Origin of the sequence: Nocardioides halotolerans DSM 19273 (genome assembly GCF_000422805.1) — a bacterium.
Taxonomy (GTDB): domain Bacteria; phylum Actinomycetota; class Actinomycetes; order Propionibacteriales; family Nocardioidaceae; genus Nocardioides; species Nocardioides halotolerans.
This window is the reverse complement of record NZ_AUGT01000024.1, coordinates 31,194-55,610: the sequence shown is the minus strand read 5'-3', so window position 1 is coordinate 55,610 and position 24,417 is coordinate 31,194. Positions and strand designations below refer to the sequence as shown.

General features: G+C 72.3%; 23 protein-coding genes. 6 read left to right on the top strand and 17 right to left on the bottom strand.

What is annotated here, in order from left to right:
* Positions 1-104: 104 nt before the first annotated feature.
* From G514_RS0107810 to G514_RS0107770, 9 genes are read right to left on the bottom strand one after another with little or no spacing between them, the layout of a single operon-like run.
* A complete protein-coding gene (locus tag G514_RS0107810) occupies positions 105-1,319 on the bottom strand; it encodes an acetyl-CoA C-acetyltransferase (protein ID WP_028651292.1) in 1,215 nt (404 codons plus the stop codon).
* On the bottom strand, positions 1,316-2,956 hold the full coding sequence (locus tag G514_RS25540) for an AMP-binding protein (RefSeq protein WP_051247093.1): 1,641 nt from the start codon (positions 2,954-2,956) through the stop codon (positions 1,316-1,318). The genes G514_RS0107810 and G514_RS25540 overlap by 4 nt, the downstream gene beginning before the upstream one ends.
* Positions 2,956-3,342: a nuclear transport factor 2 family protein gene (locus G514_RS0107800; protein WP_028651291.1), complete on the bottom strand. Its 387-nt coding sequence runs from the start codon at positions 3,340-3,342 to the stop codon at positions 2,956-2,958. Before G514_RS0107800 ends, G514_RS25540 begins: the two co-directional genes overlap by 1 nt.
* A 32-nt stretch (positions 3,343-3,374) precedes the next feature.
* Positions 3,375-4,418 carry an ABC transporter permease gene (locus G514_RS0107795; protein ID WP_028651290.1) on the bottom strand — a complete coding sequence of 348 codons (1,044 nt, stop codon included), beginning with the start codon at positions 4,416-4,418 and terminating at the stop codon, positions 3,375-3,377.
* Positions 4,411-6,000, bottom strand: a complete 1,590-nt coding sequence (locus G514_RS25535) for a sugar ABC transporter ATP-binding protein (RefSeq protein WP_051247089.1) — start codon at positions 5,998-6,000, stop codon at positions 4,411-4,413. Before G514_RS25535 ends, G514_RS0107795 begins: the two co-directional genes overlap by 8 nt.
* Positions 6,001-6,007: 7 nt before the next feature.
* Positions 6,008-7,126 (bottom strand): sugar ABC transporter substrate-binding protein, encoded by a 1,119-nt coding sequence (locus G514_RS0107785; protein ID WP_028651289.1) that lies wholly within the window; start codon positions 7,124-7,126, stop codon positions 6,008-6,010.
* Positions 7,127-7,184: 58 nt separating this feature from the next.
* Positions 7,185-8,432: an alpha/beta fold hydrolase gene (locus G514_RS30180; RefSeq protein WP_157544651.1), complete on the bottom strand. Its 1,248-nt coding sequence runs from the start codon at positions 8,430-8,432 to the stop codon at positions 7,185-7,187.
* Positions 8,429-9,283 (bottom strand): MaoC/PaaZ C-terminal domain-containing protein, encoded by an 855-nt coding sequence (locus tag G514_RS29070; RefSeq protein ID WP_051247087.1) that lies wholly within the window; start codon positions 9,281-9,283, stop codon positions 8,429-8,431. The genes G514_RS30180 and G514_RS29070 overlap by 4 nt, the downstream gene beginning before the upstream one ends.
* Positions 9,280-9,885 (bottom strand): TetR/AcrR family transcriptional regulator, encoded by a 606-nt coding sequence (locus tag G514_RS0107770; RefSeq protein WP_028651288.1) that lies wholly within the window; start codon positions 9,883-9,885, stop codon positions 9,280-9,282. Before G514_RS0107770 ends, G514_RS29070 begins: the two co-directional genes overlap by 4 nt.
* Positions 9,886-10,019: 134 nt before the next feature.
* On the opposite strand from G514_RS0107770, the gene G514_RS0107765 reads away from it, so the two are divergent.
* A complete protein-coding gene (locus G514_RS0107765; protein WP_245582133.1) occupies positions 10,020-10,451 on the top strand; it encodes a VOC family protein in 432 nt (143 codons plus the stop codon).
* 3 nt (positions 10,452-10,454) lie between these two features.
* Here G514_RS0107765 and G514_RS0107760 read toward each other — a convergent pair whose 3' ends face one another.
* Positions 10,455-11,102: a thermonuclease family protein gene (locus tag G514_RS0107760; protein ID WP_157544650.1), complete on the bottom strand. Its 648-nt coding sequence runs from the start codon at positions 11,100-11,102 to the stop codon at positions 10,455-10,457.
* 74 nt (positions 11,103-11,176) lie between these two features.
* Here G514_RS0107760 and guaA point away from each other — a divergent pair, with 74 nt between their 5' ends.
* Positions 11,177-12,748 (top strand): glutamine-hydrolyzing GMP synthase, encoded by a 1,572-nt coding sequence (guaA, locus tag G514_RS0107755; protein ID WP_028651285.1) that lies wholly within the window; start codon positions 11,177-11,179, stop codon positions 12,746-12,748.
* A gap of 12 nt (positions 12,749-12,760) precedes the next feature.
* Here the strand turns inward: guaA and G514_RS25520 are convergent, their stop codons facing one another.
* Together G514_RS25520 and G514_RS25515 are read right to left on the bottom strand one after the other, a co-directional pair.
* A complete protein-coding gene (locus tag G514_RS25520) occupies positions 12,761-14,140 on the bottom strand; it encodes a threonine/serine exporter family protein (RefSeq protein ID WP_084151857.1) in 1,380 nt (459 codons plus the stop codon).
* A 371-nt stretch (positions 14,141-14,511) separates the two neighbouring features.
* Positions 14,512-15,195: a sulfotransferase gene (locus tag G514_RS25515; protein ID WP_051247083.1), complete on the bottom strand. Its 684-nt coding sequence runs from the start codon at positions 15,193-15,195 to the stop codon at positions 14,512-14,514.
* Positions 15,196-15,312: 117 nt separating this feature from the next.
* Here G514_RS25515 and G514_RS25510 point away from each other — a divergent pair, with 117 nt between their 5' ends.
* On the top strand, positions 15,313-16,296 hold the full coding sequence (locus G514_RS25510; protein WP_051247081.1) for a calcium-binding protein: 984 nt from the start codon (positions 15,313-15,315) through the stop codon (positions 16,294-16,296).
* Between the two features lie 358 nt (positions 16,297-16,654).
* Here G514_RS25510 and G514_RS0107725 read toward each other — a convergent pair whose 3' ends face one another.
* On the bottom strand, positions 16,655-18,316 hold the full coding sequence (locus G514_RS0107725; RefSeq protein ID WP_028651284.1) for a tRNA lysidine(34) synthetase: 1,662 nt from the start codon (positions 18,314-18,316) through the stop codon (positions 16,655-16,657).
* A 163-nt stretch (positions 18,317-18,479) separates the two neighbouring features.
* Positions 18,480-19,358: a TIGR03619 family F420-dependent LLM class oxidoreductase gene (locus tag G514_RS0107720; RefSeq protein WP_028651283.1), complete on the bottom strand. Its 879-nt coding sequence runs from the start codon at positions 19,356-19,358 to the stop codon at positions 18,480-18,482.
* A gap of 227 nt (positions 19,359-19,585) precedes the next feature.
* Here G514_RS0107720 and G514_RS0107715 point away from each other — a divergent pair, with 227 nt between their 5' ends.
* Positions 19,586-20,233: a UdgX family uracil-DNA binding protein gene (locus G514_RS0107715; RefSeq protein WP_028651282.1), complete on the top strand. Its 648-nt coding sequence runs from the start codon at positions 19,586-19,588 to the stop codon at positions 20,231-20,233.
* A 16-nt stretch (positions 20,234-20,249) separates the two neighbouring features.
* Here G514_RS0107715 and G514_RS30610 read toward each other — a convergent pair whose 3' ends face one another.
* Genes G514_RS30610 through G514_RS0107700 form a run of 3 tightly spaced genes read right to left on the bottom strand, consistent with a single transcriptional unit; the run spans position 20,250 to position 22,122 of the window.
* On the bottom strand, positions 20,250-20,393 hold the full coding sequence (locus G514_RS30610; RefSeq protein WP_169576330.1) for a GPGG-motif small membrane protein: 144 nt from the start codon (positions 20,391-20,393) through the stop codon (positions 20,250-20,252).
* A 56-nt stretch (positions 20,394-20,449) separates the two neighbouring features.
* Positions 20,450-20,884, bottom strand: coding sequence for a DUF5709 domain-containing protein (locus tag G514_RS0107705; protein ID WP_028651281.1), 435 nt, complete (start codon positions 20,882-20,884; stop codon positions 20,450-20,452).
* A gap of 29 nt (positions 20,885-20,913) precedes the next feature.
* Positions 20,914-22,122: an ROK family protein gene (locus G514_RS0107700; RefSeq protein ID WP_028651280.1), complete on the bottom strand. Its 1,209-nt coding sequence runs from the start codon at positions 22,120-22,122 to the stop codon at positions 20,914-20,916.
* A 197-nt stretch (positions 22,123-22,319) separates the two neighbouring features.
* Between G514_RS0107700 and G514_RS0107695 the strand changes: the two genes are divergently transcribed.
* Both G514_RS0107695 and G514_RS0107690 read left to right on the top strand, forming a co-directional pair.
* Positions 22,320-23,537, top strand: coding sequence for a sugar ABC transporter substrate-binding protein (locus G514_RS0107695; RefSeq protein ID WP_028651279.1), 1,218 nt, complete (start codon positions 22,320-22,322; stop codon positions 23,535-23,537).
* 99 nt (positions 23,538-23,636) lie between these two features.
* A complete protein-coding gene (locus tag G514_RS0107690; protein WP_028651278.1) occupies positions 23,637-24,416 on the top strand; it encodes an ATP-binding cassette domain-containing protein in 780 nt (259 codons plus the stop codon).
* The last annotated feature ends 1 nt before the right edge of the window (position 24,417 follow it).

Genomic DNA, 24,417 nt, shown 5'->3' with positions numbered 1-24,417 from the left:
GGCGGGTGCCATGCGAGTAGTCGGTTGAGTGGTGAGCGACGATGGGTGAGGTGCGAAGGCGTGGTGCGCCTGGGCCTCGACGCGACCGCAGCGGGCGGCGCCGCTCAGGCGCTGACGCGCTCGAAGACGGCGGCCAGCCCCTGCCCGCCGCCGATGCACATGGTCTCCAGCCCGTAGCGCGCGGAGCGGCGGTCGAGCTCGCGCAGCAACGTGGCGAGGATGCGGCCGCCGGTGGCTCCGACCGGGTGGCCGAGGGAGATGCCCGAGCCGTGCACGTTGAGCCGGGGGTCGTCGTCGGCGATGCCCCACTCCTCGGTCACCGCGAGGACCTGCGCGGCGAACGCCTCGTTGAGCTCGATGAGGTCGATGTCGGACAGCGTGAGGCCGATGGCGCCGAGCGCCTTGGCGGTCGCCGGGACCGGGCCGATCCCCATGGTGCGCGGGGGGACGCCGGCGAGCCCCCACGACGCCAGCCGGGCCAGCGGGCGCAGGCCCAGCTCGTCGGCCCGGTCGCGGGTGGTGACCACGCAGATGGAGGCGCCGTCGTTCTGGCCGCTCGAGTTGCCCGCGGTCACGGTCGAGTCCGCGTCCACGCCGCGGCGCACCGGGCGCAGGGCGGCAAGGGCGTCGAGCGACGCGTCCGGGCGAGGGTGCTCGTCCGTGTCCACGACGTGCTCGCCCGCTCGGTCCGGGACGACGACGGGGCAGATCTCGTCGGCGAACACACCCGACTGCTGCGCCGCGACCGCCTTCCGGTGGCTCTCGAGCGCGAACCGGTCCTGCCGCTCACGAGAGATGGCGTACTCGGCTCGCAGGTTCTCCGCGGTCTCCAGCATCCCTCCGGGCACGGGGTGGTGGCGGCCGCCCGCGGTGGTCCGGCCGCGGGCGAGGGCGTCGTGGAGCATCACGCCGTCGCCGCGCGCGCCCCACCGCATCGCGGTGGAGAAGAACGGCGCCTGGCTCATGCTCTCGGCACCGCCGGCCAGGACCAGGTCGCTGGCCCCGGCCGAGACCTGGAGCGTCGCGTAGATCACGGCCTGCAGCCCGGAGCCGCACCGCCGGTCGATCTGCAGCCCGCTCGCCTCGACCGGGAGCCCGGCGTCCAGCGCGGCCACGCGCCCGATCGCCGGTGCGTCGGCGCTGGGGTAGCACTGGCCGAGCAACACGTCGTCGACCGCGTCCGGCGGCAGCCCTCGGCGGACGAGCTCCTGGATCACGCCCGCGGCCAGCGTGGGGGCGGAGATGTCGCGCAGCGCGCCGCCGTACCGGCCGACCGGCGTGCGCAGCGGTTCGCAGATCACGACGTCGGGCTTGTTCATCGGGTCTCCTCCTGGTGGCTGGCGGTCTCTGCGAGCAGGGCGACGGCCCACTCGCGCAGCACCGCACTCCTGATCTTGGTGCCATTGGTGCCCGAGGTGACCGGGAGCTCGTCGACGACGCGCACGGCACGCGGGACCTTGAACGCCGCGAGGCGGGCGCGGGCGGTGCCGAGCAGGTCGTCGGCGGTGACGGCCCGTCCCCGGTCGTCGGAGTCGACGGTCACGAACGCCACCACCACGTCGGTGCCGTCGCCGTCCGGAGCAGCGACCACCTTCGCCGTGTCGACACCGGGCTGGTCCATCAGGAAGCGCTCGATCTCGGCCGGCTCCACCAGGAACCCCCGCAGTCGGAGCGCGTCCCCGGCTCGGCACAGGTAGACGAACTCGTCGTCGCGGTCACCCTGGTGGCCGAGGTCGCCGGTGCGGAACCATCCGTCCTCGGTGAACGGGTCGGCGCCGGTCGACCCCAGGTAGTCGGTGACCACGTTGTAGCCGCGCAGCTGGAGCTCCCCGGTCCGGCCGCGCGCCGCCTCGAGGCCGGTGTCGGGGTCGACGACGCGCACCTCGATGTCCGGCGCCACGACCCGGCCCCCGCCGCGGGCGCGCGCGTCGAGCGGCAGCCCGGCCGGCCAGGCGGCGGTGAGGGCGAAGACCTCCGAGGAGCCGTAGACGCCGGTCACGTCGGCGCCGAACTGTTCCTCGGCCCAGGCGACACAGGCCACGGCACTGCCCCCGAAGTCGGCGATGCCGCCCCGGCGCCAGGCCAGCGCCGGGCGGCCCGCGCTTTCCCAGCCCTCGCGCAGCCGGCCGAAGAGGTCGTCGCCGCCGATGACGTGCGTGACGCCGTGCTCGGCCATCGCGAGCACGGTCTCCACCGGGTCGAAGACAGGGACCAGGACCGTGGTGCCACCCGTGAGCAGCATGGCGATCACGTGGTTGAACCCGAAGACCCCGGACAGGGGGAGGACGCCGAGCGACGCGTCGCCGGGTCGCATCCCGAAGGCGGCGGCGGCGTTCCGCGCGTGCCGCACCACGGACTGCTGGTCGTGCCCGGCGAGCTTGGGAAGCCCGGTCGAGCCCGAGGTGGTGAAGTAGTTGACCGGGTCGTGCGGCTGCCCCTCGTCGTACGTCGCGGACCCGCCCTCGAGGACCGGCTCGAGCTGCCACGAGCTCACGGAGCCGACCGCACCGGCGTCACGGCCGATCCACGCGACCCACTTCGGCGGGGGCGCCGAGGCCGCGTTCGCCTCGACGGCGGCGGCAAGCCGACCGGCGAAGTCGATGCCGTGGAAGTCGGCGGGCGCGATCATCCCGACGGGCCGACCGGTCGCCAGCAGGTGGGCGATCTCGTGCTCGCCGTAGCGCGTGTTGACGCCCAGCGTCGCGGCGCCGAGCCGCGCGAGGGCGAGCTCGAGGGCGACGCTCTCGACCGTGTTGGGCAGCCAGACCCCGACCACGTCCCCACGGCGGACGCCGTGCTCGGCCAGGGCCTGCGCGAGGCCGGCGCCGAGCACCTCCAGCTCGGCGAAGGTGACCTGTCGCGTCGTGCCTCCGAAGACCTCCACGAGGGCGACCGCATCGGGCGTCTCCCGCGCGAGCGCGGCGAACGCCGTGGTGAGCGTGAGGTCGTCAGCCATCAGTCGAAGGAGACCGTGCGACGGGCGAAGCGCCAGCCCCGGTCGGTGAGCACGACCTCGTCGTCGTAGCCACCGGTGTCGAGCGTCCGCTCGCCGTGGGGGTGGGAGACGAAGACGACGTAGCACCGGTGGCGGGCGGCGGTCTCGCCGGTGAACTCGACGAGATGGGTGCTGGTGATGTGGCGCATGGCGCCGAACTGCCCGGGGGAGGCGGCCACGAAGTCGTGCAGCGCGCCCCGGCCCACGTGCGCCCCACCCGCGGCGTCGACGAACACACCGTCGGCCACGAAGGTGGCCACGACACCGTCCGCGTCCCCGGTGTCCCAGGCCATGTCGTAGGTCGCGACCAGCTCGTGGATCGCGAGCCGTGCGGCGGTCTGGTCCATGTGCTTCTCCTTCGCTCGGATCTGGTGGGGCCTCAGCGGGAGGACCGCAGCACGGCCAGCCGGGAGGCGCCGACGGCCACGGCGAGCACGGCGCCGTCGAAGACGGGCTCGACCCACACGGGCGCCCCGTTGAGCTGGAGGCCGTTGAGCCCGATGGCCACCAGCGCCACCGCGATGACCGTACCGACGACGTTGAACCGGCCGACCTTGATCGTCGTGGCGCCGAGGAACCCCGCCGCCAGTGCGGGCAGCAGGAAGGTGGGCCCGATCCCCGAGCTGGCCGACCCCACCCGTCCGAGCAGCAGCACTCCCGCGAGTCCCGCGAGCAGCCCCGAGGTGACGAACGCGCCGACGACGAGGCTGCGGGTGCGGATCCCCATCAGCTGCGCGGCCTCCTTGTTGAGGCCGATCGACGCGACCTGCCGGCCCACGGGGGTGCGCTCGGTGACGTACCACAGGACAACGGCGACGGCGGCGGCCACGAGGAGCAGCTTCGGCACCGTGTCGGAGCTGCCCTGCGCGAAGGTGCGCAGCGACTCGGGGATGCCCTGGAAGAGGATCGCCCCGTCGGTGAGATAGAGCGAGAGGCCGGCCGCCAGCGAGCCGACCGCGAGGGTCGCGATGAACGAGCTCATCCCCGTGACCGCGACCAGGATCCCGTTGACCAGCCCGATCAGCGTGCCGATCAGGACCCCCGCGAGCGCGGCGGTCGGCAGGGACCAGCCGTGCTGGCTCGCGAGCACCGCGACCAGGACCGACGACAGCTCGACGGTGGCGCCCACGGAGAGGTCGAACTCGCCCACCATCAGGGGCAGGAGCGCCCCGAGCGCGATGATCAGCGCGATCGAGTTGCTCGCGGCGACGATGCGGAAGTTGTCGCCGTTCAGGAAGTTCGGTGTCGTGACGGCGAAGACGACGACCAGCAGGGCCAGGGTGAGGACCACCCCGTAGCGACCCCACCAGGGCATCGTGCTCCTCCGGCGGCGTACGACGGACCGCGTGCCGGGCGCCGACGGCTGTTCCGGCGACGCGGGTGTGGCCGTGACGGTGTCGGCGGCCGGCGAGGTGTCAGACATGGCTGCTCGCTTCCAGGGTGACGTGGCTGAGCGTGGCGACGTCGAGGTCGCCGTCGAAGCGCGCGACCACGCGCCCCTCGTCGACGACCACGGCGCGGTGGCACAGCTCGACGATCTCCTCCGCGCTCGAGGAGAGCACGAGGACGGCGGCGCCGTCCGCGGCGCAGGTGCGGACGAAGTCGTAGATCTCGCGACGGGACGGGACGTCGACGCCCTCGGTCGGCTCGTCCAGGACCACCACGCGCGGGCCGCGGGTGAGCCACCGCGACATGACGACCTTCTGCTGGTTGCCGCCGCTGAGGGTGTCGATGACCTGCTGGGGGTCGCCCGGGACGATCCGGTAGTCACGCACCGCGCGCTCCGCGGCCCTCGCCTCGGCCCGGCGGTCCAGCCACCACGGCCGCCCGAGCGTGCCCAGCCACGCCAGGCTGAGGTTCTCGCGCGTCGAGGCGCCGGTCAGCAGGGCCTGGCGCCGCCGGTCCTGGGGCACGTAGGCGACCCCGGCGCGCGCCAGCCGGCGCGGGGTGAGGGGCCCGTCGTGGCCGGCGTAGCGGACGGTGCCGGCCGTGCCCTGCTGGAGCCCGAAGAGCACGCGCCCCAGCTCGCTCTTCCCGCAGCCCGCACGCCCCGTGACCCCGACGATCTCGCCGGAGCGGACCTCCAGGTCCACCCCGCGCAGCACCCGCGCCGCGAGCCCGGCCACGCTGAGCGCGACCTCGGCGGTCGCCGGCGGGCTGGTCAGGGCGCTCGAGGCGGTCGGGACGGTCGGGGTGGCCGGGGTGGTCCGCACGGTCGCGGGCTGGGGGCCCGCGCCGGTCAGCGCCTCGACCAGCGTGGCCTGGCTCAGCTCGGCGACCGGCGTGGTCTGCGCGACCTTGCCGTCGCGGAGGACCGTGGCGCGCTGGGCGATGGCGAAGACCTCCTCGAAGCGGTGGGTGACGTAGAGGACCCCCACGTCGTCGGCCGTGAGCCGCTGGATCAGGTCGAAGAGCCTGGCGACCTCCTCGCGGGGCATCGCCGCGGTCACCTCGTCCAGCAGGATCAGCCGGGCGCGCCCGAGGTTGCCGTGGAAGGCGCGGGCCACCGCGACGCCGACCCGCTGCCACGCGGCCAGGCTCGCGACCGGGTCGTCGGGACGGACGTCGAGACCGAGCCGATCGAGCGTGGCCGCGACCGCCTCCCGGCTGCGCCGCCACGAGATCGTCCCCAGCGGTCCGGTGGCGTAGCGGGTGCCGAGCGCGACGTTCTCCGCCACGGTGAGGTCCGGGACCAGCGCGAGCGACTGGTGCACCACCCGCACGCCGAGCTTGCGGAGCTGGCCGCGGCTGACGGGGAGGGTGGCCTCCCGGCCGCCCACGCGGACGCCGGCGACCGCCGTGGGTGAGTAGACGCCGGTGAGCAGCTTGACCAGCGTCGACTTGCCCGAGCCGTTGGAGCCCACCAGCGCGTGCACCTCGCCCGCCTCGACGGCGAGCGAGACCCCGTCGAGCACGACGGCGTCGCCGAACCGCTTGACGAGGCCGTCCACCTGCAGGGCGGGTGGAGGCCCGCCCTGCAGGCTGCTGTGGGTGGAGGCGGTCACGGACGGGTCACTTCCAGAGGGCGAGGTACTTGTCCTTGAAGCCCGCTTCCTCGCCGACGAACGGCTCGCCCTCGGGCGGCAGGTTCGACTTGGTGAGCAGGACGACGGGGACGTTCTCCTCGACGGTCGGCTGGCCGTTGAGGAGGCGGATCGCCTGGTCGACGGCGGCCCAGCCGCCCCACTCGTTGGAGGCGCCCACGTCGGCGGCCATCACGGTGTCGTCGGCGATGAAGCCCAGGGCGGCGGTGGTGCCGAGCTGGCTGTAGAACTTCGCCTGGTCCTGGAGCCCGGCCGCGACCATCGCCGGGATGACGGTGGTCACCGGCGGGTCGAAGCCCACCAGGATCGCGTTGATGCTCGGGTCCTGCCGCAGCGCGGCGACGACCCGGCTCGGGAGCGTGGTGCCGACCGTGGCCGCGGTGAAGTTGATCTCGTCGGCGTACTTCACGTCGCACGCGTCGCAGCCGTCGAGCGTGTCCTTCGCGGCGGCGAGGACCGCGACCGGCAGCGAGAACTCCTCGTCGGGCATGAGCAGGGCGTTCACCTTGCCGCCGTGGTCGACGATCATCGACGCGGCGAGCAGCTTGCCCTCCTGCTCGGGGTCGGGCGAGACCTCCACGTCGACCCCGTCGGGGCCGGCCTCGTTGTTCTGGAAGAGGCTGACCAGCGGGATGCCCTTGTCGTGGGCGGCCGCGATGCCGCCGGGGATCAGGTGCTGGTCGACGCCCACGAGCACGACGGCGTCCGCACCCGAGGAGATCACGGTCTGCAGGGCCTGGTCGTAGCCGGTGGGATCGGTCACGTTGACGACGTCGGCCTCCCAGCCGACCGCCTTGGCGGCGTTCTCGGTGCCCTCGGTGAGCAGCTTGCAGCCCTCGAGCGCCATCGTGCAGGTGACGATCGCGAGCGAGACGCCGGCGGGGGCCTTCGCGGCGTCGGTCGGGCCGGCCCAGGCGACGGGGGCGGTGCCCTCGTCGACGATCTGCTGGTAGGCCGCGAGGTCGGCGTCGCTGGCGCCCGACCCGGACGCCCCGCCGGAGCCGGACGAGCTGTCGCTCGACCCGCATGCGGACAGCGCGAGCACCGCGCCGAGCGCGGCCGCGAGCGCGGAGGTGGTCTTGTTCATGGGAGCTCCTGTGTTCCTGGTGGCGTGCCCCGAGGCGGTTGGGTGAGGTGGTGCGTCGTCAGGACGGCTCGTCCATCGGGATCCCGGCGTCGACCTGGAGCCGGCGGACCGAGAACCGCCAGCCGTCGGCGCCGCGGACCAGCTCGTCGGCGTACACGCCGAACATCACGGGCTGGTAGCCGTCGGCGCTGAGGTAGAGCAGGTAGCTGCTGCCCGTCGCCCGGTCGCCGTCGACGTCGATGACGAAGTTGGTGGACAGGTGGCGTCCCTGGACGGGGAACGTCGTGATGAGCTCGCGCAGGGCGTCGTGCCCCTGGTAGCTGCGCAGGGCGGTGGATCGGTGGAACAGACCGTCCTCGGTCCAGGTCGCGAGGTACCCCTCGACGTCGCCGTAGTCGAACGCGAGGTTGTAGCGCGCGACCAGCTGCTTGACCGCCTCGATGTCGTCCACGTGCGGCTCCTTCCCGGTCTGTGGGGCGGGCGCCCCGGGGTCGTGCTGGTCGGCCGGGCCGGCGCCGAGGGCGTCGAGCCAGCCGCTGAGCACCGCGGGGAACCCCGCGATCTCGTCCATGGGGTAGTGGCCGACGCCCTCGAGCAGGTCGAAGGTGCAGTCGGGGATCGCGGCGACGGTGGGCGCGAGGTCCGCGGTGTTGATCCAGAAGTCGTCCTCGCCGATCACGAGCCGCACCGGGCAGGCGATGTCGGCCAGCCGCGGGCGCAGGTCGTGCAGCGACCAGCCGATCAGGTCTGACGTGGACACGATCGGGTCCTCGCGGCGGTGCATGGCCGCGATCACGGCGGCCCGGGCAGGAGCCACCGACGAGCCGACCGAGGCCAGCGTCCCGTAGTAGGTGCGGTCGGCCCGGCTCGGCGACGCGGCGTCCTCGAGGGCTCGCACGTAGCCGCGGGCTGCGCTGGGGTCGTTGTGGGCATCGGCCGCCATCGCGACGACGCCGCGCGGCGAGACCGAGGGGTCGGCGGCCAGCTCGAGGGCGATCTTGCCGCCGATCGAGCAGCCGACGACCCACGGCCGCTGGACGCCGAGGGCGGCCAGCACCTTGCCGATCCAGGCCGAGTAGACGCCGAGGTCGGTGACCGGGCCGCCGACGGCGTGGTCGGAGCGGCCGTGGCCGGGGAGGTCCGGCACGATCACCTGGTAGCCCTGCGTGGAGAGGACCTGGAGGACCTCGCGCCACTGCACGCCACTCTGGCCGGCGGTGTGGATGCAGAGCAGCGGGCGGCCGGTGCCGGCGACCTCGACGAAGGCCGTGCTGCCGTCGATGGTGAGGTACTCGGCCCGGATCACGGCGCCACCACCGAGGCGGCCAGGGAGCGGGCCGCGTCCCAGATCGCTACCAGCGCCTTGGTCATCCGGAGGTACTCGAAGATGTCCCCGGTCGCCCAGAACTCGTCGCGGCTGAGGCGGGCGAGGAGGTCGTTGCGTGGCGCGAGCGCCAGCTGGGTCCAGGCGCGCTCGGTGCCGCAGAGCGTGAACGTCGGCCCGTGCGGTGTGTTGCGGGCGACCTCGAGGATCGCGCCCTTGTAGACGCGCAGCACCACGGCGTCGCGGCCCGCCTGCAGCCCGATCGACCCGTCGAAGGTGTCCACGGCCGACCGGAACGGCTCGCTGGACGTGAGGAGGGGCACCAGGGCCTCGGCCCAGGCGACGGTGCCGAAGTCGGTCGCCACGGCGTGGTCGTCGTGGCCGGACCGGTGCCGCGCCTGCACGAGCATGGTGCTCGCCCCCTCCTGCAGCACCCGACCCGCGTCGTCGACCAGGGCCAGGTGTCGTCCGACGAGACCGGCCTGTCGGCGCGTCGATCGGCGGCAGCGGGTGACCAGGATCCGGGCCTGCACCGAGGCGCCCACCAGCAGCGGGCGGCGGAAGGACCACTCCAGGTCCAGGGTGGCCAGGGCGGTGGGCTCGACGATCCCGAGGTCGTAGAGCTGGCCGAAGACCACCCCGATACCGAGCGGGCCGTTCGTCACGACCCCGTCGAAGCCGGCCGCGGCGGCGACCTCCGGGTCGCGGTGCACGGCCCCCAGGTCGCCGGTGAGGGCCATGAACGCCTCGTGGTCCTGCGCGGTGATCGTGCGTGCGGCGCCCTCGAAGCTCATGCCGACGCGGAAGTCCTCGAAGTACAGCGGCTCGCTCACGCGCGCACCTCGACCAGGGAGAGCGCGAAGCGCGCGTACTGCTGGGCGACCTCCTGCGGCCCGAGCTCGCCGCCCGGCCGGAACCACACGGTGACGCCCGAGCAGAGGGTCAGCACGGCGAGCGTGGCCTCGTGCGGGTGGGGCGTCTGGAAGACGCCGCTCGCGGCGCCCTCGCTGACCAGCGAGGCGAAGATCTGCTGCTCGCGGTCGCGCTCGGCCACGACCTCACGGCGCTGGTCGCCCTCGAGGTAGCGGAGCTCGCTCGTCGCGACCAGCGAGACCTCGGGGTTGTCCACGTAGTAGCGGACGAACGCCGTGATGCCGGCCCGGAACCGGTCGACCACGTCGTCGCCGGCCTCGTCGATCGCCTGCTGGGTGAGCGCCATCTGGGCCGCGATCGCCTCGCGCAGGATCGCCAGCAGGATGTCGGCCTTGCCGGGGAAGTAGTTGTAGAAGTTCGACTGGGTCACGCCGGCCTGGGCCGCGAGCTGCCGCATCGACGCCCCGTGGAACCCCCGCTCGGCGAACACCTTGACCGCGCTCGCGAGCATGGCGGGCCGTCCACCAGCACCCTCTGGAGGGGTGAACGATCGTTCGTTCATGCTGGGGACCGTAGTGAGCCTTCGCCGGGTGTGTCAAGGGTCAGGCCGACGAACGTGGTTCGGCGAGCGGGCGTCGTCGGCCCGGCACCGATGGGTGACGGGGGTCCGCGTGGTCTGCTACTCGGGTGGGACACGTGCAGCGGTTCGACCACGTCGGGATCACGGTCACCGACCTCGACGGCGCGGTGGCGTTCTTCGAGGCGCTCGGGCTCGAGGCCGGCGGGAGGATGGTCAACGAGGGCGACTTCATCGACACCGTGTGCGGGATCCCCGGGTCGCGGTGCGAGATCGTCGGCCTGAACCCGCCGGGCGGCGGGACCTGGCTGGAGGTCGCGCGGTTCCTGCACCCCGACGGCACGCCGGGGTCGCCCACGGCGATGGCCACTGAGGTGGGCATCCGCAACGTGTGCTTCGAGGTCGACGACATCGAGGCCACCGTCGCCACGACGGCCGAGCTCGGCTACGGGCTCGTCGGGGGCATCGGGGAGTACGAAGGCACGTGGAAGATGGCCTACGTCCGCGGGCCGGAGGGCATCGTCGTGTCGGTGACGCAGCGGGTCGGCTGACGCCTACGGTGACCCGATCAGGGCGGCGCGGTAGCCGGCCTTCTTGGCGCCGTCCGCACTCGCGAAGCACTCCTCCGGAGTCGTGACCTTGTAGTACGGGTCGCCCTTCGGCAGGTGGTAGATCCACTCGTCGCCGCGGTTGCCCTTGATCGGCGCCTTCTTCGGGCAGGCCTGCCGCGAGACCGGCCGGTAGGACCGCAGGTCGTGGTTGGAGCAGTAGTCGCGGTGCTTGACGTCCTGCTGCCGGTACTTCTTCTCCTGCGGGTGGCCGTCGTAGCCGTCGGTGGAGTCGTACTTGGCCTGCGACCCCTTCTTGATCTGCGCCAGCCCGATGTCGACCCGGCCGACGGCGACGTACCGCAGGAGGCGTCCGTACGCGTCCGTGCCGTCGTGACCGTCGGGCAGCGTGAGGGTGACGGTCGTCCCGGCCGGAGCGAGGCGCTCGGCGAGCCGGGTGGCCTTGCCGTAGCCGCACTCGTGGACATCGGGCGCGTTGACGCCGATCAGCCGGACCGGCCCGAGCTCGGTCACCACCGTGTCGCCGTCGCTCCAGTGGTCGACCGTCACCGTGACGGTGGTGTCGGCCTCCGCGGCCGGGACGACGACCAGCAGCGTCGCCACGACCGCGATGGCCGGCAGCCACGTCCTCATGCCAGCGAGGGTAGGGCGCGGGCGCCCGGTGAGGCGGGGGTTCGCCGAAGTCGAGGCGCTACTAGGCTCGGTGCATGACGGCCGATGGTGCTCACAGCGACCACGACCTGGTCCTCGTCGTCGACTTCGGGGCGCAGTACGCCCAGCTGATCGCCCGGCGGGTCCGCGAGGCGCGGGTCTACTCCGAGATCGTCCCGCACACGATGCCGGTGGCCGACATGCTGGCGCGCAACCCCAAGGCGATCGTGCTCTCCGGCGGGCCGTCCTCGGTCTACGAGGAGGGCGCGCCGAGCATCGACACGGCGCTGTTCACGGCCGGCACCCCGGTCTTCGGCATGTGCTATGGCTTCCAGCTGATGGCGCAGGGCCTGGGCGGCGACGTCGCGCACACCGGCGTGCGCGAGTACGGCCGCACCCCGGTCTCGGTGGGCGAGCCAGGCACGCTGCTGGCCGACGTACCGGTCCAGCACAACGTCTGGATGTCGCACGGCGACTCGGTCGCGGCGGCGCCGGAGGGCTTCACGGTGCTGGCCTCGACGGCCGGCACACCCGTCGCGGCGTTCGAGGACGTCGGGCGCGGGCTGGCGGGTGTCCAGTGGCACCCGGAGGTGCTGCACACCGAGCACGGCCAGCGGGTCCTCGAGCACTTCCTCCACGACATCGCGGGCTGCCGGCAGACCTGGACGATGCTCAACATCGTCGAGGAGCAGGTCGAGGCGATCCGCGAGCAGATCGGTGACGGCCGGGCCATCTGCGCGCTGTCCGGCGGCGTCGACTCCGCGGTCGCGGCGGCGATCGTGCAGCGCGCGATCGGCGACCGGCTCACCTGCGTCTACGTCGACCACGGGATGATGCGGCAGGGCGAGACCGAGCAGGTCCGCTCCGACTTCGAGGCGGTCTTCGACACCCTCGACGTCGTCGACGCGAGCGACCAGTTCCTCGGCGCGCTCGAGGGGGTCCACGACCCCGAGGAGAAGCGCAAGATCATCGGTCGCGAGTTCATCCGGACCTTCGAGGCCGCCGAGATCCGCGTCTTCGGCGACGAGCACGGCGGCACGGCGTACCTCGTGCAGGGCACGCTCTACCCCGACGTGGTCGAGTCCGGCGGCGGCGCCGGCACCTCCAACATCAAGTCGCACCACAACGTCGGCGGCCTGCCCGACGACCTGACCTTCGAGCTGGTCGAGCCGCTGCGCACGCTGTTCAAGGACGAGGTGCGCCTGGTCGGCGAGCAGCTCGGGCTGCCGTCGACGATGGTGTGGCGCCAGCCGTTCCCCGGCCCCGGTCTCGGCATCCGCATCATCGGCGAGGTCACGCGCGAGCGACTCGACATCCTGCGCCAGGCCGACGCGATCGCGCGCGAGGAGCTGACCCGCGCCGGCCTCGACCGCGACATCTGGCAGATGCCGGTCGTGCTGCTCGCCGACGTCCGCTCGGTCGGCGTCCAGGGCGACGGCCGCACCTACGGCCACCCCGTCGTCATCCGGCCGGTCACCTCCGAGGACGCCATGACCGCCGACTGGGCGCGGCTGCCCTACGACGTGCTCGAGCGCATCTCCACCCGCATCACCAACGAGGTGCAGGAGATCAACCGGGTCACCCTCGACGTGACCAGCAAGCCGCCCGGCACCATCGAGTGGGAGTAGCCCCGACCCGGCTCAGTCGGAGTCGGGCTCGGTGCGCCTGCGGGTCCGGCGGCGTACGCCGCGCACCGCACGGACGGTCAGGGGACCGACCAGGCGCGGGCCGGCGAGCTTGTTCTCCAGGCGGCGGGCCTCGCGGCGCACCGGCTGGGCGAGGTACTCGCCGAGGATCGCACCCGAGCTGAGGGCGATCGCGATGGCGGCCGCGGTCACCATCGCGAGCAGCGCGGCGCTGGCGCTGGTCGCCAGCAGCGACAGCCCGCGGAAGATCGAGAGGCCGGGAAGCAGCGGCGTGATGCCGGCGGCCACGACGACCAGCGCCGGGATGCGGGCGCGCGCCGCGAGCGGATAGCTGCCCAGCCCCAGCAGCAGGGCGGCCAGCGCCGAGGACCACGCGATGCCGAACCCGCGCTCGTTGACGACGTCGTAGAGCCCGACCGCGAGGCCGGCCATGACGGCGATCGGCACCAACCCCCGCAGCGGGGCGTACGCCGAGAACGCGTACGCAGCCGCGGCGACGGCACCGCCCACCACCATCACCGGCGTGGCCGCGGTCGAGTAGGCGCCGGGGTCGACGGGGCCGAGGTCGATGCCGAGCACGTCGGCGACCTGCAGCCCGCCGCTGACCCCGGCGACCACGCCGGCGGTGGCGAGGAACGCCTCGAGGATCCGCGCACTCGCGGTCAGGGGGAAGCCGGTCAGCGCGTCCTGGATGGCTCCCAGGAAGTTCACGCCCGCCAGCAGCATCACGATGCTCGAGGAGATCACCAGGCTGGGGGAGACCTCCGCCGGTGTCGCTGCGACGCCGACGGCGAGCAGCGTCGCCAGCAGGCCGCCGGCCACCTGCTGGTAGAACGCCGGCAGCCTGCGCCGCCGCATCCGGAGCTGCAGCGCGTCGACGAGCATCGCGGCCGCGGCCGCCACGGCGACCACCACCGCGTCGCCGCCGAGCACCAGCCCGATGCCGCCGCCCATCACCCCGAGCGCCACGGTGACCGACCACCTCGGTCGGTCGTGACCCGTCGAGCTGATCCGGTTGAGCCGGGCCGCTGCCTCGACCCGGTCGATCTCGCCGGCCACGAGCTGCCGGATGAGGTGGTCGACGCCGGTGAGGTCGCCGTAGTCGACCTCGCGGTAGCGGACCTGCCTGATCTGGATCAGTGCAGGCTCCTCCGGCGAGGCCTGGTGGCTCATCGTGAGCTCGGTGAACATCACGTCCGCGGTGAACCCGCGCAGCCCGCACGCCCACGCCACGTTGTTCATGGCGGCGCTGACGTCGCTCGCGCCCGCGCCCGACGACAGCAGCAGCTCGCCGATGCGTAGGGCGAGGTCCATGGTCGCGGAGATCTCGCGGGTGTCCCGGGTCTCCGGGGGCGAGGGTTCGTCGGTGGGCATGGCGTCGCCCAGTCTGGCGGTCGGGCGCACGGCGTCGCCAACCCGCGGGTCGCCGCTCGGCGCGTCGCTATCGTCGGGGCATGGTGCACCGTCCCGGGTGGCGAGCCCGGCGACCGGGTGGTGCTGGTCAACGGGGCGGACCCCCTTGACGTGATCACCAACTGCGGCTCCACGACCGTGCAGCGGCTGACCGTGCGCTGGGACGCCGCCTAGGCCGTGTCTCTCAATTCATGGCGGCGCCGGACGCCGCCCAGAGCACGCGCTGGCGGCGTTGCCGACACTTCGAAGACGCCCAGTCTGCGCGCATGCCGGCGCCTTGCCAGCCCGCGCCTGGACGACGCCGGCATCCACCAGCAATCGAGAGACACGGCCTAGCCGTTCCCGCCGACCGAGTGCCGGGTCTCGAGGACCTCGCGCAGCGCGGCCGCGTCGTACGGCTCGCCGAGCCAGTCGAATAGCCCGCGCAGCGCCGACGGGTCGGCGACGTAGTCGTTGTAGTGCACGCGGTACGCCGCGTCGCCGAGGCCGTCGGCGAGGGAGAGGATCCGCGCCTCGACGGCGGGGAGCTGCTCGGCGTGCTCGGGGTGCTTGGCCCACCAGCCACTGCGCCGCACCTCGTCGTGGTCGCGGGTGTTGACGACGAACCGCGCGCCCGGGAACACCTCGCGCATCCAGGCGACGTACTCCACGACGTCCTCGGCGTACCACCGGATCTCCTTGAAGCCGGTGACGCGCGTGTCGTCGCGTGGGCGGAGCACGGTGTCGAGCACGAGACGCCGGGCGCCCTCGAGCGACTTGCGCACCGGGAAGTCCCCGGCGCCGAAGAAGGGGTGCGTGCGCTGCCGAAGTCGCGCGGGGTCCCACTTCCGGCTGCCGTCCGCGAGGGTCCGGTGGAAGCGGAACAGGTGGTGCAGCGCGTCCCAGTTCTCCCCGCGGAGGAGGTAGCCCGGGATGCTGTTGAGCAGCCCCATCAGCAGGGTCGAGCCGGACCGCCCGTAGGTGATCACGAACAGGTAGCCCAGGTCGCGATCGTCGTCGGACGCCGGCCCACTCACGGAAGCAGACTAGGACGTCGCGCCGAGCCGCTGGCCGTGCCTACCCGAAGGAATGAAATCAGGTGAAAAGTCCATGATCGAGGGCTTCCGAGGCGTGACGCGGGTTAGCGTCATGCGGTGAACCGCATTCGCCGCTCCCTCCTCCTCCCCGCCTCCCTCCTCGCTCTCGCACTCGTGCCGCCGCTCGCGGCCGAGGCGAAGACCTTCCACGGCACCAACAAGGCCGACCACGTGAAGGGCACGCCGGGCAAGGACAAGTTCAAGGCCAAGGGCGGCAACGACAAGTTCAAGGGCATGGCCGGCAACGACCGGGCGTGGGGCGGCAACGGCGCCGACACCCTCCAGGGTGGGCCGGGCGCCGACCAGCTCTTCGGCGAGAACGACGACGACCGGATCGACGGCGGCGGCGGCAACGACCCCGTGCTCGACGGCGGGCCCGGCAACGACACGATCAACGGCAACGCGGGCAACGACCACGTGTCCGGCGGTGACGGCGTCGACACCATCAACGCCGGCTCGGGCGACGACGTCGTCGACGCCGGGGCGGGCGACGACCTGAAGGTCATGCTGGGTGCCGGCAACGACGTCGCGCACGGCGGTGACGGCAACGACGGCGACGTCGCGCAGAGGGGCATCGGCATCCAGGGCCAGGAGGGGAACGACACGATCTACGGCGACGCCGGCAACGACCACGTCTCCGGCGGCGCGGGCAACGACCACGTCGAGGGCAACGACGGCGACGACACCCTCGACGGCGGCGACGGCGACGACTACATGGACATGGGGCCGGGCAACGACAACGCCACCGGTGACGAGGGCAACGACACGATGCTCGCGGGCGACGGCATCGACTACGTCTACGGCGAGCAGGGCTCCAACCACATCATCCTGACCAACGACGGCGTGTTCGACCTCGTCTACTGCCGCTCCGACCGCCTCAACGTCGGCGACGGCTACGTCACCTACATCGGGAGCGTCGCCGACACCGCCGACCGGCTGGTGGGCTGCTCCAAGGTCACGTTCGCCCGCACGCTGCGCGAGGCCCTCGGGGTCACGGCCGTGCCCCGCCTCGAGCTGCGCGTGCCCCGCGGCACCTGGTGACGCCGGATCCGGCACGCGGGTGAGCAAACCTCGCTGCGTGCCCCGGTTCTGGTGTGGTTGGCCAGGTCAGGGAACGCATCCGGTCATCGGCGGAACCACCGCGTCAGGCGTTGCTGCAAGCGGACGGCCCGGCCGCCTGGGGTCGTCTGTCGACCAGGGGCGTGGGCTGCTGCTCCGGGCTTCTTGCGCCTCGGGTTGACCGGCAGCGACACCGCGGCGACCAGCCTTGACGGCGCGACCGTCGCGGGGGTGGCGGGCCCGTTCCAGGGGAAGATCTCGTAGCCACCTGAGACCCAGATCGACCCCGCCCAGATGCCCCAGAGCTGGGCCGCGCGCCCCGGACTCCGCGGGCGAGAGATCACTCGTCTGATGCGGGCCGGGTCGAGAATCGCGTGCAGCGCGTTGTCGCTCGCCAGTAGCTCGGCCCCGTCAGCCGTCGGTGCGAGCTCCATCCTCGGATCTGCCAGGCCTCGGAGCCCTCGACCGTCGAGTGGACGGGTGTGGGGTTGCCGGGACCGTCGGGTGCGGCCAGCGAGGAGTCCCAGTGCACGTGGGCGAGCGGCACGGTGAGGAGAGACGGGTCCAGCCGCTCGATGAGCCGGTAGTGGAGCTCGTCGCGGCTCCTGGCGTCGGGCTCGGCGGCGAACCCGGCGATGATGCACTCCTTGAGCTGCAGGAGGTTGGCCGTGGCGTTGAGGGTGTTGGTCTCCTCTGCGGTGCCCAGCCAGCGGCGGACCCGCATCTCCGCGTAGAAGAGGTCGAGCAGGCTGCGTGGGGTCCAGCCCTGCGACATCCTGAATCTCGCCCACGACGCGAGCTTCTCGTCCAGAGCCTCGCGAACGTGCGGTCTTAGCATGCGCTGGCGATCCCAGCCCATCCCGTTCTGCAGATGGTCGATCGCCCGGTCGGGAGTGTCCAACGGCTGGTCGAACCGGTAGATGGTCCGCATGAGCTCGCCGTACAACCCGGTCGCGTTGATCTCCGTGCTGTTGCCGTAGAAGCCCTGAAGGTTCCAGGCACCGAACATGCCAGCGGTCTGGAAGGCGTGGCGGCGGACGCGCTGGTCGAGCTCGAGCAACGTCGGGCCCGTGTCGACCCCGGGCTCCTGGATCTCGAGGTCGAGCCCGTAGGCATCGGCGAGGAGCACCGCGGTCTCGCGATCCGAGGCGCCGGGCATGCCCACCGTGCGGAACTTGATGTCGCCCGCGCACCCAGCGGCCCGGAGGGCCGCCAGGACCAGCCGCGAGTCCTTCCCGCCGGACAGGCTCACCACGGGCGTCGCCACCGTGGTCGACGCGATAGTTCCGGCCTGCTCGACGAGCGCGTGCGCGGCGTCGTCGAGCGCTTCTTCGACACCGATGGACGAGAACGCGCCGACCTCCCACGGTGTCGTACCGACGTCGAGGACCGGAACGGTCCCGGGCGCCACCCTCACCGCCGAGCTGGCCGGCAGGAGCTCGACCCCCCTCACCGAGGTGCTCGTGGCGTCGAAGAACGCGTGCATCGCCATCCAGGCCTGTGCCTCGACGTCCGGTTCCCAGTCGCCGTACAGACCGATGGCGGCCAGAGGTGCCCGGTTCGACACCGCCCAGACATCACCTCCCCGCGCCAGGTGGACGTGCCCGGTTCCGGTCGCATCAGTGGTCACGAATCCTCGGCCGCCGGTGCTGATCGACACCGCCGAGAAGCTCCCCGTCAGCGCGTCGCGCATCTTCGCCGGGTCCGCAGACACGTCACCGGTCTGCGCCAGGGACGCTGCGGTCTCCCAGGACGTGCGCGACCACGCGCTCCCAGCCAGGGCGAGCACGCCGCGCTCGGTGGCGTGCACGTGGCGGCCTCCGACCTTCTCCGTCGCCGACTCCCAGGTCCACAGAAGGCAGCCACCAGCATCGTCGGCCCACAGCGCAGCCTCGGCGACCTGGAGAAGGACCTTCGGAGCCGCCGCGCGCACCCGCGCATCGAGGGCAGCTGCGTCGCGGCCGGCTACGCCGGGCCCGCTCAGCAACAGATAGGTAAGCATCGCGCGGAGTCTAGGACGCGTCGGGAAACCCCTGGCGGCGCCAGCGCCGCCCAGCCACGCACGCTGGCGGCGTTGCCGGTGCATGGATAGACGCCCAGTCTGACCGCGCGCCGGCGCGCGGGCGACCATGCGACTGGCATCCCGTTCACGGTCGACGACCCCGTCAGGATCCCCGAGCGGAGGCCAGAGGCTCGATCACGTCGTCCGCGAACCGCGCCATGCCCTCGACCTTCTGCTCGACGGTGGCGTCGCGGCCGGAGTAGTACATCCACGGCATCGTCATGCAGTCGGTGACCCCGCCCTCCTCGGCCCGGGCGAAGTGCTCGGGCAGGAAGGCGTCGGTGAGCGCGACGAAGACGCTGAAGTCGCCCTCGGCGCCGGTCTCCGCACGGACCTCGGCGAGGCGTGTGGCCCAGCCGATCGCCTCGTCGGTCCTGTACATGTCGCCGACCCAGCCGTCGTGCCTGGCCGCCCGTGCGAACGCGATCTCGGAGAGGCCGCCGACGTAGATCGGCACCGGCGCGGTCGGTGTCGGCTCCATCACCAGCCGGGGCGCGTCGTAGAACTCACCGTGGAACTCGCGCCAGCCGGGCTGCCAGAGCTCCTTGATCAGCGCGAGCCCCTCGTCGGTACGCCGCCCGCGCGTGCGGAAGCCCTGCTCCAGCAGCTCGAACTCCTCCTCGCACCAGCCGATCCCCACCCCGAGCGCGACCCGGTTGCCCGAGATCACCGCCGCGGTGCCGACCGACTTCGCCACCTGGAACGGGTTGCGCAGCGCCGGCACGTAGACGCTGGTGACGAAGCGCAGCCGGGTGGTCACCGTCGAGAGCGCGCCGGCCATCACCCACGGGTCCGGCCACTCCGCCTCGGGTCCCCAGCGTCGTGCGCCGTCCGGTGTGTAGGGGTACGGCGTGCGCAGCGTCTCGAGGTCGACGACGTGATCGGGCATCGCGAGGCTGTCGTAGCCCAGCTCGTCGGCTGCGCGCGCGATCGGCACCAGCTGGTCGGTCGGCAGGAACGCCGTGCTGATCGAGAACCGCACCGCCTCATCCTAGGTGCGCGAACTGGAACCTGTTCTAGCCAAGCGCGTCCCGCAATCCATGGCGGCGCCGGACGCCGCCCAGGACGCACGCTGACGACCGCGCCGACCCTTCGAAGACGCCCAGTCTGCGCGCGGGCCTGCGAGGCCGCCATCGCACGCCCTGGACGACGCCGGCATCCACCAGCGATTGCGGGACACGCCCTGGCCGCGCTGGGTACCCGTCGGGCATGGTCGCCGAGGAGCGCCCGGGTGCCGAGCGGTGGGTGCCGGGGAAGCCCACGCTGGCCGGCCTGCGCGCGGCCGCCACCGAGTGCCGGGGCTGCGAGCTCTACCGCGACGCCACGCAGGTCGTCATGGGTGCGGGGCTGCGTCGAGCCCGGCTGGTGCTCCTCGGGGAGCAGCCCGGTGACCAGGAGGACCGGCACGGCAAGCCGTTCGTCGGCCCGGCCGGCCGGGTGCTGGACCGCGCGCTCGACGAGGCGGGCATCGACCCCGCGGACACCTACCGCACCAACGTCGTCAAGCACTTCCGCTGGCGGGCGCGCGGCAAGCAGCGGATCCACCAGACGCCTCAGCAGGCGCACGTCACCGCGTGCGCGCCGTGGCTGGCCGCCGAGCTCGCCGTGCACAGGCCGGTGGGTGTCGTGCTGCTGGGCGGGACGGCCGGGAAGGCCATCTACGGCTCGTCGTTCCGCGTCGGCGAACGCCGCGGACAGCTGACCGACTGGCCCACACGCGTGGAGGTCGACCACCCTCCCGACTGGGTGCTTCCCACGACCCATCCCTCGGCAGTGCTGCGAGCCGAGGACAGGGACGCGGTCTACGACGGGTTGGTGGCCGACCTCCGCGTGGCGAGCCGGGCCCTGGCCGGTTGACGGCCGGGCGACGTCGCTACTTGTCGAAGATGCTGTAGCCGCCGGGGCCGACGACGAACGCCAGGATGATCAGGATGATCCCCCACAGAATCTGTCCCCGGAACAACGAGATGATGCCCGCGATGCCGATGACGACAGCGAGCAGCCAGAGCAGAAACATCAGTACTCCCTTCCCTCGAACCGCCTGGTGGCGGTCCGGCGAGGAGCCCGGTACCCCTACTGGTCGGTAACGATGTGCACGGCGGCTTCCTCCGCCGATGCGGCCGCTCCGTCGATGCCGACGTCGTCGCCCACGAGATCCTTCTCGGTGTCCTCACCGAGCCCCTCGTCAGGATCGACCAGGCGACCGGCGCGCTGGTCGCCGACCTCGCCGTCGTCGAGGTTGTCGTCGTCGACCTCGGCCTCGTCGTACGGGTCCGGCTCGGGGTCCTCCTGTGCGACCCGCTGGTCGAGCGTCTCGCCCGTGGCCTCCTCGTACGGCGTGTTGCCGTAGCCCTGGGCGGCCGACCACTTCTCCGGCGGCGAGTAGCCGCGGTCGAGCTCGTCGTCGACGTCGGGGTCGGGCAGGCCGTCGATGTTGGAGGGCTGGTCCTCGTCGTCGACGCTGTAGTCGCCGTAGGACTCGCCGTCTGCCGGGTCGTTGTCGCTCACGCTGATCAAGGTAACCGGTGGGTGAGAGCTCAGTCGACGGCGAGCTCGGTGCGCTCCGCGGCGAGCAGCACCGCCCCGACGAGGCTGGCGCGCTCGCCCAGCTCGGAGGCGAGCACCGGGGTCAGGGCGACCGAGTCGAGGGCGTGCCGACGCAGGCCGATGCGGGCCGACTCGAGGAGCAGCTCGCCTGCACGGGCCATGTCGCCGCCGACGACGACGAGCTCGGGGTTGAGGAGGTTGACGATGCTCGCGAGCCCCCAGCCGAGGTGGAGCCCGGCGTCCTCGAGCGCACGCTGCGCCGAGACGTTGCCCTCGTGGGCGGCGGCCACGACGTCGTCGAGACTGGCGTCCGGCAGCTGACCGGCCAGCATGGCGAGCACGTTGGCGGTGGACGTGTAGGCCTCGAGGCACCCGCGGCTGCCGCACCGGCACAGCGGGCCCTGCTCGTCGAGCGTGAGGTGGCCGATCTCGCCCGCGGTGCCGCCCGCGCCGTGGAACAGCTCGTTGCCGATGATGATCCCCGCGCCGACACCCGAGGAGATCTTCACGAATACCGAGCTGCTGCGGCCGCGACCGACGCCGTGGCGGTGCTCCGCGAGCGCGCCGAGGTTGGCGTCGTTCTCCACGTGGACGGGTGCGGCGAACGTCTCCTCGGCCACGGCGCGCGCGTTGACGCCCTCCCAGCCCGGGAAGATCGCCGAGGAGCGGATGACCTCCTCGTTGACCGGGGCGGGCAGGCCGAGGCCGACGTGCCGGAGCTCGCCCAGGCCCGCCGACATCCGGGCGAGCAGGTCCTTGGCGAGGGCGAGCGCCTCCTGGTGGCCGGTGGGCGTGTCGAGGGCGATCCGCTGGTCGGCGAGCATCCGGCCGGCGAGGTCGCCGACTCCCACCGCCACGTGGCTGTGGCCGAAGTCGACGCCGGCGACGATCCCGGCGCCGCGGGCCAGCTGCACCGAGGAGCCGCGCCGGCCGCTGCCCGCCTCGGTGTCGACCAGCCCCGCGCCGGCCAGCTCGCGGACGATGCTGGAGACCGTGGCGGGGGCCAGCCCCGTCGCCCGGGCCAGCTCGGCCTGGGTGAACACGCCGTCGTCGTCCGCGTCGCCCCTGCGCCCGCTCGAGGCCTCGGCGGCCCAGGGGGTCGGTACGCCGCGCAGGACGTCGAGCACCCGGTGCTGGTTGGCCGTCCGCAGCGAGGCGGTCGACCCGGGAGACGGGTCGCTGCGCGGGGGCGACGTCATGGGCGGAACTGTGCCTCGCGACTCGGGTGCGGTCAAGAGATGGCAGCTCGTTTGTGGACGAGAGATGGCGACAAACTGCCGATATCCAACATTCGCGAAGAATTTACGTTCAACTCTTGACGACAATGGTGTGACGGTCAACACTCCACTCTGAGATCACCGGGCGGCCGGACCGCCCGCACCTGTCGAGGAGAAACATGTCCACACCCCTGCACCGCGCGGCGGCACTTGGTGTCGCCCTGCTCATCGGCACTGCCGGCCTCGCCGCCTGCGGTGACGACTCCGACTCCGACGGCTCGGGTGGAGGGGGTGGCAGCAAGTCCGACGTCACCGCTGCCTGCAGCCTCGACAACCCGCCCACCAGCGCCGCCTCGGCCCCGGCCGACTCCAGCGGCGGCGGCGCCTCGGCGTCCGGCAAGGTCGGCGTGATCCTCCCGGACACGACCTCCTCGACGCGCTACGAGCTCTACGACAAGCCGCTGCTCGAGCAGGCGCTCGGCGACGCCGGCATCACCGCGGACGTCCAGAACGCCCAGGGCGACAAGAACAAGTTCGCCTCGATCGCGCAGAGCATGATCGGCGACGGCGCACAGGTGCTGATCATCGACTCGATCGACGCCGCGTCCGGTGCCGGCGTCGAGCAGCTGGCGGACGCCGCGGGCGTGCAGGTCATCGACTACGACCGGGTCAACCTCGGTGGCACGGCGCCGTACTACGTCTCCTTCGACAACGAGGACGTCGGCCGCCTGCAGGCCCAGACGCTCGTCGACTGCCTCAAGGACCAGGGCGTCGACAAGCCGAAGATCATCATGATGAACGGCGGCACCGACGTCGACAACAACGCCGTGCTGTTCCAGAAGGGCGCCCACTCGGTCTTCGACCCGCTGGTGGAGTCGGGCGACCTGGAGATCGCCCAGGAGACCACGGTGAAGGGCTGGAAGGTCGAGAACGCCGCGCCGGCGTTCACCCAGGCGCTCACCGCGTCGGGCAGCGACATCCAGGGCGTGCTCGCCGCGAACGACGACATCGCCAACGCCGTCATCGGTGTGCTGAAGAACGAGGGCGCCGACGGCAAGGTCGTCGTCACCGGTCAGGACTCCAGCGTCGAGGGCCTGCAGAACGTCGTCACCGGCAAGCAGAGCATGACGATCTTCAAGAACGTCACGCTCGAGGCCGGTGCGGCCGCCGCGCTCGCGATCTCGCTGATCTCGGGCACCGACCCCGCCGACGCCGGGATCACGCTGTCGCCGTTCGAGGACCCGCAGGCGCCGGACCACCAGCTCCAGGCCCTGCTCCTGCCGTCCGAGGTGATCACGCAGGCGAACGTCCAGGACGTCATCGACGCCGGGGCGCTCACCGCCGACGACATCTGCGCCGGCATCGAGGACGACTGCAGCGAGCTCGGCATCAAGTGAGCTCCGCCGGTGCCGGCCGGGTGGGCACGTCCCACCCGGCCGGCACCGGGCTGCGTCCCCCGACCACGCGTACGCATCCGACCGAACGGCGGTGACCCGGTGGCTGACCCGATCCTGCAGATCTCGAGGCTCAACAAGAGCTTCGGCCCCGTCCACGTGCTCAAGGACGTGGACCTCAACATCTACCCCGGCGAGGTGACCGCCCTCGTCGGCGACAACGGCGCCGGCAAGTCGACGATCGTCAAGTGCATCGCCGGCATCAACAACATCGACAGCGGCGAGATCCGCTTCGAGGGCCGGCCGGTCACGATCGCCGACCCGCGCGACGCGACTGCGCTCGGCATCGAGTTCGTCTACCAGGATCTCGCGCTGGCCGACAACCTCGACATCACCCAGAACATGTTCCTCGGCCGCGAGATCAGCCGCTACCGCAGCTTCCTCTCCGACGGTGAGATGGAGCGCCAGGCCCGCGCCACGCTGGCCAGCCTGTCGGTGCGCACCGTCTCCTCGGTCCGCCAGCTCGTCGCGAACCTCTCCGGCGGCCAGCGGCAGACGGTGGCGATCGCCAAGGCGGTGCTCTGGAACTCCAAGGTCGTCTTCCTCGACGAGCCCACGGCGGCGCTGGGCGTCGCCCAGACCCGTCAGGTGCTCGACCTCGTCCGCCGCCTGGCCGACCAGGGCCGGGGCGTCGTCCTCATCTCGCACAACATGAACGACGTCATGGAGGTCGCCGACCGGGTGGCGGCGCTCTACCTCGGCCGGGTCGCCGCCGAGGTGCACACCAAGGACACGACGACGACGCAGATCGTCGAGCTGATCACCTCCGGTCGCAGCGGCGAGCTCGGTCTCGCGCAGACCGTCGCCAGCGAGAGCATCTGAG

Bases quoted from the DNA above. Each gene is read 5' to 3' on its own strand.
- G514_RS0107785 (WP_028651289.1), bottom strand. From the start codon at position 7,126: ATGAACAAGACCACCTCCGCGCTCGCGGCCGCGCTCGGCGCGGTGCTC.
- G514_RS0107770 (WP_028651288.1), bottom strand. From the start codon at position 9,885: ATGAACGAACGATCGTTCACCCCTCCAGAGGGTGCTGGTGGACGGCCC.
- G514_RS30610 (WP_169576330.1), bottom strand. From the start codon at position 20,393: ATGTTTCTGCTCTGGCTGCTCGCTGTCGTCATCGGCATCGCGGGCATC.
- G514_RS0107700 (WP_028651280.1), bottom strand. From the start codon at position 22,122: ATGACGTCGCCCCCGCGCAGCGACCCGTCTCCCGGGTCGACCGCCTCG.
- G514_RS0107760 (WP_157544650.1), bottom strand. From the start codon at position 11,102: ATGAGGACGTGGCTGCCGGCCATCGCGGTCGTGGCGACGCTGCTGGTC.
- guaA (WP_028651285.1), top strand. From the start codon at position 11,177: ATGACGGCCGATGGTGCTCACAGCGACCACGACCTGGTCCTCGTCGTC.
- G514_RS0107715 (WP_028651282.1), top strand. From the start codon at position 19,586: ATGGTCGCCGAGGAGCGCCCGGGTGCCGAGCGGTGGGTGCCGGGGAAG.
- G514_RS0107795 (WP_028651290.1), bottom strand. From the start codon at position 4,418: ATGTCTGACACCTCGCCGGCCGCCGACACCGTCACGGCCACACCCGCG.
- G514_RS0107810 (WP_028651292.1), bottom strand. From the start codon at position 1,319: ATGAACAAGCCCGACGTCGTGATCTGCGAACCGCTGCGCACGCCGGTC.
- G514_RS0107725 (WP_028651284.1), bottom strand. From the start codon at position 18,316: ATGCTTACCTATCTGTTGCTGAGCGGGCCCGGCGTAGCCGGCCGCGAC.
- G514_RS0107695 (WP_028651279.1), top strand. From the start codon at position 22,320: ATGTCCACACCCCTGCACCGCGCGGCGGCACTTGGTGTCGCCCTGCTC.
- G514_RS0107800 (WP_028651291.1), bottom strand. From the start codon at position 3,342: ATGGACCAGACCGCCGCACGGCTCGCGATCCACGAGCTGGTCGCGACC.
- G514_RS25540 (WP_051247093.1), bottom strand. From the start codon at position 2,956: ATGGCTGACGACCTCACGCTCACCACGGCGTTCGCCGCGCTCGCGCGG.
- G514_RS25520 (WP_084151857.1), bottom strand. From the start codon at position 14,140: ATGCCCACCGACGAACCCTCGCCCCCGGAGACCCGGGACACCCGCGAG.